The organism is Enterococcus sp. 10F3_DIV0382 (genome assembly GCF_002140245.1).
In the GTDB taxonomy this organism is placed as follows: Bacteria; Bacillota; Bacilli; order Lactobacillales; family Enterococcaceae; genus Enterococcus_B; species Enterococcus_B lactis.
Map to the genome: position 1 here is coordinate 399,803 of NZ_NGMF01000002.1, position 14,887 is coordinate 414,689.

At 38.7% G+C, this 14,887-nt stretch carries 12 protein-coding genes; 9 read left to right on the plus strand and 3 right to left on the minus strand.

Features of this window, described 5'->3' with window-relative positions; all coding sequences use genetic code 11:
* Together A5849_RS12575 and ileS are read left to right on the plus strand one after the other, a co-directional pair.
* The gene (locus A5849_RS12575) at positions 1–708 is read left to right on the plus strand and encodes a DivIVA domain-containing protein (RefSeq protein WP_002291846.1); all 708 of its coding nucleotides are present in this window, start codon (positions 1–3) and stop codon (positions 706–708) included.
* Between the two features lie 264 nt (positions 709–972).
* Entirely contained in the window at positions 973–3,771 is a 2,799-nt protein-coding gene (gene ileS, locus A5849_RS12580) for an isoleucine--tRNA ligase (RefSeq protein ID WP_086310139.1), read from the plus strand.
* A gap of 48 nt (positions 3,772–3,819) precedes the next feature.
* Here ileS and zwf read toward each other — a convergent pair whose 3' ends face one another.
* From zwf to A5849_RS12595, 3 genes are all read right to left on the minus strand, one after another.
* On the minus strand, positions 3,820–5,346 hold the full coding sequence (gene zwf, locus A5849_RS12585; RefSeq protein WP_086310140.1) for a glucose-6-phosphate dehydrogenase: 1,527 nt from the start codon (positions 5,344–5,346) through the stop codon (positions 3,820–3,822).
* Between the two features lie 14 nt (positions 5,347–5,360).
* Positions 5,361–6,008, minus strand: a complete 648-nt coding sequence (locus tag A5849_RS12590; RefSeq protein WP_002310285.1) for a metal-dependent transcriptional regulator — start codon at positions 6,006–6,008, stop codon at positions 5,361–5,363.
* A 175-nt stretch (positions 6,009–6,183) separates the two neighbouring features.
* Positions 6,184–6,513 (minus strand): DUF4828 domain-containing protein, encoded by a 330-nt coding sequence (locus A5849_RS12595; RefSeq protein ID WP_002347905.1) that lies wholly within the window; start codon positions 6,511–6,513, stop codon positions 6,184–6,186.
* A gap of 176 nt (positions 6,514–6,689) precedes the next feature.
* On the opposite strand from A5849_RS12595, the gene sfsA reads away from it, so the two are divergent.
* From sfsA to A5849_RS12630, 7 genes are all read left to right on the plus strand, one after another.
* Complete coding sequence (gene sfsA, locus A5849_RS12600) at positions 6,690–7,418, plus strand: DNA/RNA nuclease SfsA (protein WP_002291840.1); 729 nt, start codon at positions 6,690–6,692, stop codon at positions 7,416–7,418.
* A gap of 15 nt (positions 7,419–7,433) precedes the next feature.
* A complete protein-coding gene (locus tag A5849_RS12605) occupies positions 7,434–8,447 on the plus strand; it encodes a Gfo/Idh/MocA family protein (RefSeq protein WP_002320029.1) in 1,014 nt (337 codons plus the stop codon).
* Complete coding sequence (locus A5849_RS12610; RefSeq protein ID WP_002291838.1) at positions 8,447–9,724, plus strand: DEAD/DEAH box helicase; 1,278 nt, start codon at positions 8,447–8,449, stop codon at positions 9,722–9,724. The genes A5849_RS12605 and A5849_RS12610 overlap by 1 nt, the downstream gene beginning before the upstream one ends.
* 62 nt (positions 9,725–9,786) lie before the next feature.
* Complete coding sequence (locus A5849_RS12615; RefSeq protein ID WP_002291837.1) at positions 9,787–12,489, plus strand: sigma 54-interacting transcriptional regulator; 2,703 nt, start codon at positions 9,787–9,789, stop codon at positions 12,487–12,489.
* A gap of 150 nt (positions 12,490–12,639) precedes the next feature.
* Positions 12,640–12,957, plus strand: a complete 318-nt coding sequence (locus tag A5849_RS12620; protein WP_002286606.1) for a PTS sugar transporter subunit IIB — start codon at positions 12,640–12,642, stop codon at positions 12,955–12,957.
* A gap of 28 nt (positions 12,958–12,985) precedes the next feature.
* The gene (locus A5849_RS12625) at positions 12,986–13,306 is read left to right on the plus strand and encodes a PTS lactose/cellobiose transporter subunit IIA (protein WP_002286604.1); all 321 of its coding nucleotides are present in this window, start codon (positions 12,986–12,988) and stop codon (positions 13,304–13,306) included.
* 107 nt (positions 13,307–13,413) lie between these two features.
* On the plus strand, positions 13,414–14,874 hold the full coding sequence (locus A5849_RS12630; protein WP_002292902.1) for a PTS sugar transporter subunit IIC: 1,461 nt from the start codon (positions 13,414–13,416) through the stop codon (positions 14,872–14,874).
* Positions 14,875–14,887: the final 13 nt, after the last annotated feature.

The window sequence follows — 14,887 nt, forward strand, 5'->3', positions numbered from 1 at the left end:
ATGGCTTTAACTCCATTAGATATCCAAAATAAGACATTCCCAACAAAAATGCGGGGATATAATCAAGACGAAGTAGATGATTTCTTAGATTTAGTTGTTCGTGACTACGAAGAATTGACTCAAAGAAATCGTGAATTAGAAAAAGCAGTCAAACATTCAGAAGAAAAACTTGAGTATTTCAATGAATTGAAAGATGCATTGAACCAATCGATCATCGTAGCTCAAGACACAGCGGATAAAGTAAAAACAAGTGCAAGCAAAGAATCTGAAGTGATCGTTACTTCTGCACAAAACAAAGCAGATGAGTTAGTTGCGAATGCTGAAAAACGTGCACACCAATTAACAACTGATGCAGAAGAAAAAGCAAGAAAGATCTTGACAGATGCAACAGAAAAAGCAAGACAGCTTGCGACAGAAACAGAAGATCTTAAGAAAAAGACACGAGTATTCCATCAACGTATCAGCTTGATGCTTGAATCTCAATTGGAACAAGTGAAAAGTCCAGAATGGGACGAAATTTTACAACCATTCTCTAGCTATGTGACTGACAGCCATGAAGTGATCAAAGAAGTTTTAGCAAAACAGCTTGACAACGAAAATGATACTGATGTAAACTCAGACACAGGAGTCATAGAAGCGCCTATGACGGCATTTGATACACAGGCTATCGATATCTCAATCGTACCTGGTGAACATGAAAACGAGTAGAACAGAAAAGCACTTTGTTATTCTTAAAGCGAGCCGATGAGAGTGGAAGATCGGTAAGACACTGCATCGTGAAAGATCCTCTACTTGAGACTGCTTTTCTGAAACTAGAGTAAGAAGCAGCGGCTGACCTCGTTATTGGTCACAGAGAGTTTGCATTAGATAGATAGATGCAACTAAATTTGGGTGGTACCACGGCATGTTCGTCCCTTGCGGCTGAACATGCCTTTTTGTGTCCGGAAAATAAACGAAGGAGTGAATGGTTGAATGAAAATGAAAGAAACCTTGCAATTAGGAAAAACAAAATTCCCTATGCGTGGTAATTTGCCAAACCGAGAAGGCGAATGGCAAAAAGAATGGGAAGAAAATCAAATCTACCAAAAAAGACAAAAATTGAACGAAGGAAAACCTAGCTTTGTTCTTCATGATGGACCTCCTTATGCCAATGGGAATATCCATTTAGGGCACTCATTGAATAAAATCAGTAAAGACATTATCATTCGTTCAAAATCAATGTCTGGCTATCGCGCACCATATGTTCCAGGCTGGGATACACATGGATTGCCAATCGAACAAGTATTGGCTAATAAAGGCGTGAAACGTAAAGAAATGTCCATGGCAGAATATTTGAAAAAATGTCGTGAATATGCACTTTCCCAAGTAGATAAACAACGAGAAGATTTCAAACGCCTAGGGGTTGCAGGAGATTGGGAACATCCCTATGTCACATTAGACCCTTCGTATGAAGCTGCACAAGTACGCGTATTTGGTAAAATGGCTGAAAAAGGCTATATTTACAAAGGATTGAAACCCATTTACTGGTCTCCGTCAAGTGAGTCTTCTTTAGCGGAAGCTGAAATTGAATATAAAGATGTAAAATCTCCATCTATTTTTGTAGCTTTCAATGTCAAAGACGGCAAAGGCATCCTTGATGAAGATACAGCTTTCGTCATTTGGACGACAACACCATGGACATTGCCAGCAAACCAAGGTATTGCTGTAAATCCCAAATTTACGTATGTACTGGTCGAAGCTGATGGCCGTAAGTTTGTTGTAGCAAAAGATTTGCTAGAAACAGTTCAAACAGAAATCGGTTGGGAAAAGGTAACGGTTCTAAAAGAATTTGCTGGCCAAGAAATGGAATATATGACTGCAAGTCATCCATTCTATGACCGTGAATCGCTCGTAATTTTAGGTGACCATGTTACTTTAGACGCTGGTACTGGATTAGTCCATACTGCTCCAGGACACGGGGAAGATGACTATATCGCCGGTAGCAAATATAAACTATCTGTAGTGTCACCTGTAGACTCAAAAGGGTTGTTTACAGAAGAAGCTCCTGGATTTGAAGGAATCTTTTATGATAAAGCAAATCCAATGATTACTTATTTATTAAAGGAAAAAGGAGCTTTGCTGAAACTAGATTTCTTTACCCATAGTTATCCTCACGATTGGCGGACGAAAAAACCTGTGATTTATCGTGCAACACCGCAATGGTTTGCATCTATCGATAAATTCCGTCAGAATATTTTGGATGAAGTAGAAAAAGTAGATTGGGTTATCCCATGGGGAAAAACACGTTTATATAATATGATCCGTGATCGCGGCGACTGGGTCATTTCTCGTCAACGTGCATGGGGAGTGCCGCTTCCAATTTTCTATGCTGAAAATGGTGAAGCAATCATCACGCCAGAAACAATCGAACATGTAGCAAAATTATTCGCTGAACATGGATCAATCATCTGGTTTGAAAAAGAAGCAAAAGAACTTCTTCCTGAAGGATTTACTCACCCAGGTTCTCCTAATGGCGAATTTACAAAAGAAAAAGATATCATGGATGTCTGGTTTGATTCTGGTTCTTCTCATGAAGCTGTTTTACGTCAACGACCAGAATTATCATTCCCAGCAGATATGTACTTAGAAGGATCAGACCAATATCGTGGTTGGTTCAACTCAAGTATCACGACAAGTGTGGCTATCAATGGCGTAGCACCATATAAATCAGTTATTTCGCAAGGATTTGCTTTAGATGGTGAAGGCCGTAAGATGAGTAAATCTTTAGGAAATATCATTGCACCAGAAAAAGTGATCAAACAATTTGGTGCAGATATCCTTCGCTTGTGGGTATCTAGTGTCGATTATGAAGCAGATGTTCGTGTATCGATGGATATCTTAAGTCAAGTGGCAGAGGTATATCGTAAGATCAGAAATACGATGCGTTTCTTATTAGCGAATACAGAAGATTTCGATCCTAAAAAAGATACTGTTTCGTACAATGATTTACGCTCTGTAGACAAATACATGACCGTACGATTGAACCAAGTAATCAAAGAAATCAGAGAAGAAGGATATGACAAATATAATTTCATGCATATTTACCGTACAGTTATGAACTTCTTGACTGTTGATCTATCGTCCTTCTACCTAGATTTTGCTAAAGATGTGGTTTATATCGAAGCAGAAGATGATTATCAACGTCGTTGCATGCAAACTGTTTTCTATCAAACAGCTGTAGCTTTGACGAAACTATTGACGCCTATCATTCCACATACGGCGGAAGAAATCTGGTCATTCCTAAAAGAAGAAGAAGCATACGTTCAGTTAAGCGAGTTTCCTGGCTATGAAGAGTTTGCGAACCAAGAGGAATTGATGGACACTTGGGCTGCTTTCATGGATTTCCGTGACAAGGTCTTAAAAGCATTGGAAGAAGCAAGAAATAGCAAATTGATTGGTAAATCATTGGAAGCAAAACTAACTGTTTATCCAAAACAACAAGTTCGTGAAATGTTAAAAGCTTTGGATGCAGATATTGCACAATTGCTGATTGTTTCCCCAGACTACTTTGAAGTAATGGAAGCAGATGTGCAAGTGCCAGATAATGCTGTGGTATTTGATGATGTTGCTATTACAGTGGAAAAAGCAGACGGAGAAACGTGCGATCGCTGTCGTCAAGTTCGTAAAGATGTAGGAGTAGATGAAAAACTTCCTCATCTATGCGGACGTTGTGCAAAAATCGTTGAAGCATTCTATCCTGAAGCTGTAGCTGAAGGATTCGAAGAAAAGTAAAATGGAAAAGGGGTTGTGACATGTTTTTTGTCACAACCCCTTTTGTTATCAATCGATTAATTTCCCACGTTCGCGATACCAGTTATCTGGTTGCCAGATCCATTCGAATCCATCTTTTTCAAGTAGTTCGAAAGCTGCTTTAGGCCCCATTGATCCGGCTTTGTAGTTTGGAAAGTCCGGTTGTGTTTGGTCCCAAGCTTTACGAATGACATCCACGATATGCCAAGATTGAGCGACTTCTTCCCAATGAGAGAAATTCGTTCCATCACCATTCAACGCATCTAGCAGTAATTTTTCGTAAGCTTCTGGGCTATTTTCAACCATTTCTGCACTATTTCGAAATTCTAATTTGATTGGTTCCGTTTCAAACCCTTGACCTACTTCTTTTCCATTCAGGGATAAAGAAAATCCTTCAGTTGGCTGGATATAGATCGTTAGAACATTCGGTGGGAGTGTCGTATCGTCACATGGTTCATCGACAGATGTTTTGAATACATTAACAGGAACCTGTTTGAATACGATATTGATCCGAGTACCTTTTTCAGTCAAACGTTTGCCTGTACGCACATAGAAGGGAACACCAGACCAACGGAAGTTGTCGATAGTGAATTTTCCTGCGACGAAGGTTTCGGTCTCTGATTGAGCATCCACTTTGTCTTCTTCTCGATAACCTTTGAATTGTACGCCATCTAATTCACCTTGAGCATATTGTCCACGAACGAAGTTTTCTAACACTTCTTCTTCGTTATAGATGCGGATTGCTTTCAATGCTTTAATCTTTTCTGTACGGATTTCTTTTTCGGAAAATGCTACTGGTGGTTCCATTGCAAGTAATGCTACAACTTGCAGAATATGATTTTGCACCATGTCTTTCAGTGCGCCACTGTGATCGTAGTAGCCCCCGCGATCTTCTACGCCAAGGTTTTCACCAAAAGTGATTTGGATATTATCGATATAACGATTATTCCATTGAGCCTCAAAAATATTATTGGCAAAACGGATAGCTGAAATGTTTTGGATCATTTCTTTCCCTAAATAATGATCAATCCTGAAAATATCTTGCTCTGGGAATACTTCTCTGATTTGCTGATTCAATTCGAAAGCAGACTGGTAATCCGATCCAAACGGTTTTTCTATAATCAAACGATTGAAGCCATTTTTTGTCATAATGTTTTGTGATTTTAAATGAGAAACGATCGTTCCGAAAAATTGAGGTGCCATGGCCAAATAATAGACGCGATTGCCGTTTAACTGATAGTGTCCATCTAATCGGTCAGACAATTCTTTTAATGTTTGATAATGTGTTGAATCATTTACATCATGGGATTGGTAGTAAAAATGACTAGTAAAAGTAGTTGCTTCTTCATCAGAAGGATTCAATGCACGAATCGTTTCTTTGACAACTTCACGATAGTGTTCATCGCTCCAAGGACGGCGAGCGGTCCCAATCACGGCAAAATGCTCGCCTAAATTTCCTTTTCTGTAAAGGCGGAACAAAGACGGGTACAATTTACGTTGGGCTAGGTCACCTGTGCCGCCGAATATCGTAAACAATACATTTTTTTCATTAGACATGTAGATACACTCCTTTATATTTTATCGACAAAAATCGTGCTGGCCGCCTTGAAGCTGACGGGTATTTTCTTTTTATCATTTTGGATAGTGATTGGTCCTTCATAAGCTGCGATGTCAACGATCTCGTACTCTTCGTTGATATTCAGGTCAATTGTGACTAAGTAATCCAACAATTCTTTTTCATCAAGCACTCGTGCAATACGCACTTTTGTACCGACAGGATAGGATTCTAGTGTTTGCCGGCGTTCTTCATGGACGACTTCCTCTTTTTTAGGAATCGATCCTCCATGAGGACAATGTTCAGGATGATTCAAATAGTTTTCTAAATGATCTGCAAGATGTTCCGAAGTCACATGTTCCAATACTTCAGCATCATCGTGGACTTCATTCCAGCTATAGTCTAAATGTTCAACTAAAAAAACTTCCCATAAACGATGTTTGCGAATTAAACTGCTAGCTTTTTGCAGCCCGCTTGCAGTCAATTGTACACCTTGATAAGGGGAATGTTCTACAAGCTCTTCTTTCACAAGTTTAGAAATCATTTCACTGACAGATGCAGCCGAGACATCCAGGCTAGATACGATTTGTTTATTGTTGACTTTCGTTGTATCTCCGCCTAGTTCTAAAATGATTTTCAAATAATCTTCTCGATTTGGTGTCATATTCGATCATCCTTTCATGGTAAAAACCATCATTAGTAAGTGTAACAAAAAAAACGTTAATTGACTATTTTTCTAAATAAAAAACAAAGGATTTTTGGACGTTTTTACAACAAAAAACGAAAGATGAGAAAGAAGACTCATACTTTCGTTTAAATAGATATATATTGGGAGGTGTCTATTTTTCAGATGTCAGCTTATACGAGACATCTGCAGATTCATCATAAAGAGTTTGTTCGGGATAAGAAAAGATAAGATAAAAACCATATTGATCACGTACGACTAAACGCTGTTCATCTATTTCTACTACAGATGTGCCAAGTGACTGACCGTTGATCAAAAACGTGTAATCAGATGTAATCTGTAATTGTTGTTTTTGCTGGCTATCACTGAAGAACCATGTACCTTGATACCTCGAGAGTCTTTCAGATTTTTCCGCTTGTTTTTTCTTCTTCAAGTAAATCCAACTTGAGAGAACGGCAACGAGTGAACCAAGAAAATAGATCATTTTTTTTATCACCAAATCACTCCTTTATGAGAAAATCATCGTATAGAAACATTCTTCCTTCTTTATTTCATTGTACCGAATAAAAACTAAAATTTCTCTAAGACTTTCGACTGGTTTTTTTACTGTTTTTCCACAAATTATGATAGGATACATAGTAGGAAGACAGGTGACAGAATTTGAAGTATCAGCAAGTTGAAACAGCTTTTTTTATTGACCGTCCGAATCGGTTTATTGCACATTGTATGAAAAAAGACGGAGAAATAATTATCGCGCATGTCAAAAATACAGGTAGGGGAAAAGAGGTCCTGATACCAGGCGCTGAAGTGGCTATTGTATTTGCTCCTGGACCTAAACGGAAAACCGACTATGATCTGATTGCTGTAAAAAAGAAGGGTGATTGGTTCAATATCGATAGTCAATTGCCTAATCAGTTGGCAACTGACGGTATTTTAGACGGTACGATCCTTTTACCAGGATTAATTGGTCCATTTACAACATACAAGCGTGAAGTAACTTATCTTCACTCCAAATTTGATATTTATTTGGAGACGGCGGCCGGACAAAAAGCATTTGTTGAAGTCAAAGGTATGACGCTTGAAAATAAAGCAATTGGTGCTTTTCCTGATGCGCCTACCCTCAGAGGATTGAAACATGTTGGAGAATTAGCGTATGCCGCACAAGATGGTTATGCTGCTTATGTCTTGTTTATTGCTCAATTCGAACATCTTCATTTCGCAACGATCCATGAAGAAATGCAACCAGCACTAGCTGATATGGTTCGACATGCGCAGCAAAGTGGTGTTCAAATCCTCGCCTATAATTGTCAAGTAACGGCAGATGAGGTAAGTGTCAAGCAGGCTATCCCGTTTGATGTAGCTATCCCGTTTGAAGATCCTATACAATAGAAAGAAGGTAAAAAAATGATCAACTTAGGTATTATTGGAACAAATTGGATCACTCATCAATTTGTCCAAGCAGCTTTGAGCACAAAAAAATATGAATTGACAGCGGTATATTCTAGACATTTGGAAAAAGCACAGGAATTTGGTTCTCATTATGAAGGGGATATCGAATTTGCAACAGATTTGAAGACTTTTTTCAATATTGCTCATATGGACACTGTTTATATAGCTTCTCCAAATAGTCTTCATTTTAGTCAGACTAAGCAAGCAATTTTGGCAGGTAAAAATGTGATAGTGGAAAAGCCAGCTTTTTCGACGCCAAAAGAAATGGATGAAATCATCCATTTGGCAAATGAACACAATGTGTATTTTTTTGAAGCAGCAAGAAATATCCATGAATCAGGTTTTAAAAAGATTGCCGATTACTTACCATTAAAAGACGAGATAATCGGTGCAAATTTCAGCTATATGAAATATTCTTCGCGTTATGACCAAGTATTAGATGGAGAAGAACCAAATATCTTCTCGACTCATTTCTCAGGTGGTGCATTGATGGATTTAGGTGTTTACCTTGTGTATGCAACTGTCGCTTGGTTTGGAATGCCAAAAGAAGTCCATTATTTCCCAAGAAAGATTTCTACTGGTGTGGATGGTCTTGGATGGGGAATCTTGCGTTATGATACTTTCGATGTATCGATCCAACCAGGTAAAATCGGTGATTCTTATCTGCCATCAGAGATCTATTTTGACTCAGGAACGCTAGTGATGAATGGCGTCAATGCAATCGAACAAGCAGAGTTTCATGATCGGGTACACGAAGAAATCATTGACTTAGCAGTAACAGCTGCAGAAAATCCAATGGAAGATGAAGCAGAGGATTTTGCCAATGTCATAACTCATCCGAAAGATGCAGCTTGGGGATTATTGTATGAAGAGTGGATCGAGCTGGCTAGAAATGTGAACCAAGTGATTTATGATTTAAGAAAAAATGGTGGCATCAAATTCGATGCAGATAATGAGGAAGATTTTTAATGAACGAATTTGTACAAGTATTTCCCGAAAATTGGCAGAAAAATTATGAGAATAAAGGATTTATTACACCTTCTCTTATTCAACAGGCAGTTTTTCAGCCATTAAGCAATAAACAAAGCATAGTAGCCATCTCTCCAACAGGTTCAGGTAAAACACTGGCTTATCTTTGGCCGTTACTACTAAACGTGGAACCAGGTGAAGCAAGTGCGTTGGTTATCTTTGCATCTTCTCAAGAACTAGCTATTCAAGTAGCAGATGTTGCACGTGAATGGGGAAAAGACAAAGAATTGAAAGTCCAATCTTTGGTGGGCGGAGCAAACGTTAAACGACAAATTGAAGGTTTGAAGAAAAAACCAGAAATCTTGATTGGTACACCAGGAAGAATATTGGAATTGATGAAAGCTAAAAAAATAAAAGCACATCAAGTGAAAACAATGGTATTTGATGAAGCAGACCAGCTATTTGATGCGGGGAACAGCCAAATCATTGATCAGATTCTTCATCAAGCTCCGACAGAATATCAGCTAGCCTTTTTTTCAGCAACAGCAGATCGTTCCCTTGAAAGCATTGAAAAAATCACTGGGAAAACGTTTGAGACGATCGACGTGACAGCAGAAGATGATTCTCGAAAAGGCTTGAGACATTACTTTTTACGAGTGCCAATACGAAAGAAAGATGAATATCTAAGACGTCTCACTCACATAGAAGATTTTCAAGGTCTGATTTTCTTTAATCAACTGACTGAATTAGGTGTGATGGAAGAAAAATTGCTGTATAGAGGGGTACCTGTAGGAAGCCTGGCCTCTGATCAAAACAAGCTGCTCCGAAAAGCGGCGTTGGAACAATTCAAAAAGAAAAAGATCAGCGCACTTTTGACCACAGATGTGGCGGCTAGAGGTTTAGATATTACAGGACTTCCTTATGTCGTGAATGCAGAAGTGCCGTTAAGTGAAGAAGCTTACTTGCATCGTTCTGGAAGAACTGGACGAATGGGCAATGAAGGAACAGTGATCACACTCGTACAAGATAACAATTTAAGAGATTTGAAACGACTTTTACGTCCGACAAACATAACACTTGAAGAGATTTTTCTGCACGGAGGAAAGTTACAAACGGATCAACCAATCAAAGAAGATGTAGCTACCGCAGCGAATAACAAGTATAAGAAATCTTTTCCTGGGAAAGAACAAAATCCAGAGCATAACAAAAACAAATCAAGAAAAAAAGTTAAAAATAAATCAAAAAAAGAGAGAAATAAAGGAGCAAGGCGCAAATAAGCGCCTTTTTATGCTATGATTATGAAAACGGGAACAAAATTGGTTGCCAGAGGAGGGATTATGTGAAAGAACGTCAAGAAGAGATTTTGCATCTATTGACAGAAAACCAACAAGGATTGACAGCAAGTGATGTAGCTGAGCGCTTGAATATTGATCGAAGCAATGCAAGCCGATATTTAAGCGAACTGTATAAGGCTCATCATATTGTAAAAACCGCTGGCCGACCAGTCGTTTACTCCTTGCCAACGGAAAAATCAAAATCTGATGAAGTACATGTCGACTCTTCTACGCAAGTGACTTTTGAAACGCTCGTTGGAGAAAATGATTCTTTAAAAGTCAGTATACAGCAGGCAAAAGCAGCGATTCTTTATCCGCCGCGGGGGCTACATACCATTATTTTTGGAGAAACTGGTACAGGGAAGTCAATGTTTGCGGAATGTATGTATCATTTTGCAATCGAATCTGAAATGCTTTCAGCCGATGCGCCATTTGTTTCTTTCAATTGTGCGGATTATGCTCAAAATCCCCAACTGCTCTTTGGACACATCTTTGGGATCAAAAAAGGAGCTTACACAGGAGCAGCGCAAGATAGTCCTGGTCTAATCGCCAAAGCAGACGGCGGTATATTGTTTTTAGATGAGATCCACCGTTTACCACCGGAAGGACAGGAAATGCTGTTTACTTTCATCGATAAAGGTATCTATCGTCCACTTGGAGAAAGTGCACAAGTACATGAAGCATCAGTTCAGATTATTGGGGCAACGACTGAATCTTCAGAAAGCTTCTTGACTACCTTCAACCGACGGATCCCTATGGCTATCACCTTGCCAAACCTTGCTTCGCGTTCACTGGATGAGCGTTATGAGATCATCTCTCTTTTCATCAAACAAGAAGCGAACCGTTTAAATCAACGTATCGATATCGAAAAAGAAGCGATTCTTGCTTTTATGCTTTATGATGCGGAAGGGAATATCGGTCAAGTGAAACGAGACTTGAAATTAGTCTGTGCAAAATCTTTTTTACATTACCGAACGCATCATGAGAAAAAACTGATCATTCGAAAAGAAGAACTTTCCCTTCAAGTACAAAAAGGACTACTGAAAATCAAAGAAATACCAGAACGCCTCGACCGATTCATGGACAGTAAGAGCCAGTATTTGACATTTGAACCAGGATTTGCTGATGTCGTCTGGTCACAAGATCCAGAAAGAAACATGCAAGTCTACAACGATATTGAGGAAAAAGTTACTTCTCTTTCTGAAACCGGTGTGGAGAACATCGATTTGGAGACGCTCATTTCAAAAGATGTGGATGCTTATTTTCAGACATATGTCAAAGAATTGACTAAAAGTTCAATCCCAAAAGATCTTTTACCAGATGAGATCTGGCGGCTAACCAATCAATTGTATGATGTAGCTGAAAAACGGTTAGACCGTATTTATAATGAAAAAGCTCGTTTTGCTTTTGCTTTGCATTTGCAAAGTACATTGGATCGTGTGAGAGAAGGACATATGATTGTCCATCCAGATTTGAATAACGTACGAAAAAATTTTAAGAAGGAATTCCAGGTAGCAATCGATCTTTCGACAATCATTGAAGAAGAAGAACAAGTCGAGATTCCTTTTGATGAAATTGGCTTTATCAGTATGTTTCTTTCTATCAACTTAGGAGAAAGTGAGCCTGTTAAAGAAAACAAAGTAGATGTTCTCGTACTGATGCACGGCAGACAGACCGCTTCAAGTATGTTGGAGATGGCGCAAGAATTATTAGGAACAAAAGTAGGAAAAGCTTTTAATATGCCATTGGTTATGGAAGTTCAAACAATGTATGAAGAGGTACTACAATATGTCAAAAATTATCAGGGGCATTTGACGAATGGACTGCTTTTGTTAACAGATATGGGATCATTAAACACCTTCAGTGATTTGATTTATGAAGAGACTGGCATTCGGACGAAAGCAATCACAATGACAAGTACGATGATTGTGATAGAAGCGATACGGATGGCAAGTGTTGGAAGAAGCTTAGAAGACATTTATCAAAATATTCAGCTCTCCTTTGAATCAATCGTACGTGATCAGTTCAAAGCGGAAAAAGCTGAAACTTTACAGCGTAAAAAAGCCGTCATCGTGACATGTTTTACTGGTGAGGGAGTAGCTGCCAAATTGTATCAACGGATTATGCCGGTGATTAATCAAAACAAAGTAGAACTGATTCAGATGCAGTTTTTAGAACGCGAATCATTCAAAAAACACATTGATGCCTTATTGGAAGAATATGAAATCAAAGCAATTGCAGGAACGGTTGACGTTGATTATCAAAATATCCCATTTTTTTCTGCCTATGACGTTTTTGATGATGAAAAATTGAATGTTTTGAAGCGTATAGCTGATGATGAGGTCCCAACAGCTAAAATTGTTGATTCGCTTTCAGGATCATTAAGTGATGTCTTTTCTATTGATGAATTGATCCGCTCATTGCAAAAAACAGTTCAGCAGATCCAGACAGATTTGTCGATTATCGTAGAACCAGGAGTAGATACTGGAATTGTCATCCATTTAGCCTTCATGCTAGACGGATTGATCAAAAAAGAATCGCATCGGCAATTTGAGAAACTATCTATTTTCTCAAAAATTTACCGTTTGGAAATGGATATCGTTCGAGCAAATTTGATGGCACTGGAACGAAAATATCAGGTAAAAATTTCAGAAGATGATATCGCGTTTCTTACACAAATGTTTCTTGAAAACAAAATAAAAAAATAAACACACTAATCATACTGTTTACACACTGAATATCAGTGTGCGCACTATATAAAAGAGCTAAAAAGCATGAAAACGCTATTTTAGCTCTTTTTTTCTTGGCATGCTTCTTGCATTATATAAAAGTGTAAAAAAATAAAAGGAGTGTTAAAAATGGCAAAAAAAACAATTATGTTAGTTTGTTCAGCAGGGATGAGTACGAGTTTATTGGTCACAAAAATGCAAAAAGCAGCAGAAGAAAAAGGAATGGAAGCCGATATTTTTGCTGTCTCTGCCTCAGATGCAGATAATAATTTAGAATCTAAGAATGTCGATGTTTTATTATTAGGTCCTCAAGTACGTTTCATGAAAGCTCAATTCGAACAAAAACTTGCGCCTAAAGGTATTCCGTTAGATGTTATCAATATGCAAGACTATGGCATGATGAATGGAGAAAAAGTACTTGCACAGGCAGAAAATCTAATGAAATAAATCAAGTATGTAGTTGGGGGATAACAACGTGGAAGATCAGCAAAATCTAGAAGCCATCATGGGACTAATCATGTTTGGCGGTAATGCAAAGAGCGACGCAATGGAAGCGATTGCGGCTGCTAAAATCGGTGATTTCGAGTTAGCGGATAGAAAAATCGCTGATGCAGAAGAATCACTTATACAAGCACATCATGCACAAACAGATATGTTGACACAAGAAGCACAAGGAAATCATATGCAAGTGACGTTATTGACTGTTCATAGTCAAGATCATTTAATGACGTCTATTGCGTTTACTGATTTAGCAAAAGAAATCATCGAACTTTATCGTCGCGTATACAGCGAATAAATACAACTTCTTTTTTGAACGGAAGAAGAAAAATTTTTGAACGGATTTTTTATTTTGTTATAAAGAGAACTCTCTTTATATAAAAAACTTATAGGAGGAAGTAAAAAATGAACGGACTAACAAGTTGGATGGAGAAATACATCCTGCCAGTTGCCGCAAAAATCGGAGCGCAAAAACATTTAGTTGCTTTGCGTGATGCTTTTATCGGCACACTGCCCGCAACAATGGCGGGATCAGTCGCTGTAATGATCAATGCAATTATTCGAGATTTACCGCAACAGTTTAACAGTACCTACGCTGACAGTTTAGCAGCAGACAAAGGAATCTTTGCCGTATTGAATGTCATCATCGGAATCAATGGTTTTGTCTGGAACGGTACACTAGCAATCGCCGGATTGATCTTTGCCTTTTCTTGGGGGTATAATCTTGCCCGAGCTTATGGAGTAAATGATCTAGCTGGGGGAATCGTTGGTCTAGCTACCTTGATTCAAGGTATTTCCTTTGGTCCAGCATTATCAGCAGCATTAGATGTGAATGTCCCTTCAAATGTCGCAGATGCAATCAATAGTTCTGAGATTGGTGCAACGATTGCAGATGGTACACTGTCAGTTGGATTATGGGGTTGGCTAAAACTAGATCATTTGAATGGAAACGCTTATTTTACAGTTATGATCATGGGAGCAATTTCAGTCATTATTTTTTGTAAATTGATGCTTGCTAACATTACGATCAAAATGCCTGATTCAGTACCACCAGCAGTATCTAAAGCATTTGCAGCCATTTTACCAGCTACGATCGCTTTATATGTCATTGCTATTATCAATTATATCGTAGGTCGTGTAGCTGATGGGCAACTAATCATTGATTTGGTGCAAAAATATATTGCAGAACCATTCCTAGGATTATCTCAAGGGTTGGGAGCAGTATTGATCGTCACAGTGTTTGTTCAAGTATTCTGGTTCTTTGGTATTCATGGACCAAATGTATTGGCACCAGTGCTAGAGGGAATCTGGGGACAAGCACAACTAATCAATATTGATATTTTCCAAAAAGGTTATAACGGAAAAACTGGTACACCAGCCGTGTTAGATGCAATCGAAGATGGAAAAGCTTATATGTGGGTCCGTGGATCGTTCGATGCTTTTGCATGGTTTGGCGGATCAGGTGGAACGATCGTCTTACTGATAGCTATCTTGATTTTCTCTAAACGAGCGGATTATTTAACAGTAGCTAAATTATCCATTGGACCTGGTATTTTCAATATCAACGAGCCAGTGATGTTTGGTCTGCCGATCGTATTGAATGCCATCATGTTCATCCCATTCTTGATTGCTCCAGTAGTTGCGACAGCTATCGGTTGGTTAGCAACTTACTTTGGACTTGTAGCACCAGTATCGCAACAAGTTACATGGGTAGTACCGCCGTTCTTATTGTCATTCTTAGCAACAGGAGCGGATTGGCGAGCACCAATCGTAACATTGGTATGTATGGTCGTGACTTTCTTGATTTGGGCACCGTTTGTCATTTCTGCAAACAAAATGGACCCTGCCGCAGGCGAACAACAATAAGATGAATCTGAGG

Bases quoted from the DNA above. Each gene is read 5' to 3' on its own strand.
- A5849_RS12590 (WP_002310285.1), bottom strand. From the start codon at position 6,008: ATGACACCAAATCGAGAAGATTATTTGAAAATCATTTTAGAACTAGGC.
- A5849_RS12595 (WP_002347905.1), bottom strand. From the start codon at position 6,513: ATGATCTATTTTCTTGGTTCACTCGTTGCCGTTCTCTCAAGTTGGATT.
- A5849_RS12575 (WP_002291846.1), top strand. From the start codon at position 1: ATGGCTTTAACTCCATTAGATATCCAAAATAAGACATTCCCAACAAAA.
- zwf (WP_086310140.1), bottom strand. From the start codon at position 5,346: ATGTCTAATGAAAAAAATGTATTGTTTACGATATTCGGCGGCACAGGT.
- A5849_RS12605 (WP_002320029.1), top strand. From the start codon at position 7,434: ATGATCAACTTAGGTATTATTGGAACAAATTGGATCACTCATCAATTT.
- A5849_RS12620 (WP_002286606.1), top strand. From the start codon at position 12,640: ATGGCAAAAAAAACAATTATGTTAGTTTGTTCAGCAGGGATGAGTACG.
- ileS (WP_086310139.1), top strand. From the start codon at position 973: ATGAAAATGAAAGAAACCTTGCAATTAGGAAAAACAAAATTCCCTATG.
- A5849_RS12610 (WP_002291838.1), top strand. From the start codon at position 8,447: ATGAACGAATTTGTACAAGTATTTCCCGAAAATTGGCAGAAAAATTAT.
- A5849_RS12630 (WP_002292902.1), top strand. From the start codon at position 13,414: ATGAACGGACTAACAAGTTGGATGGAGAAATACATCCTGCCAGTTGCC.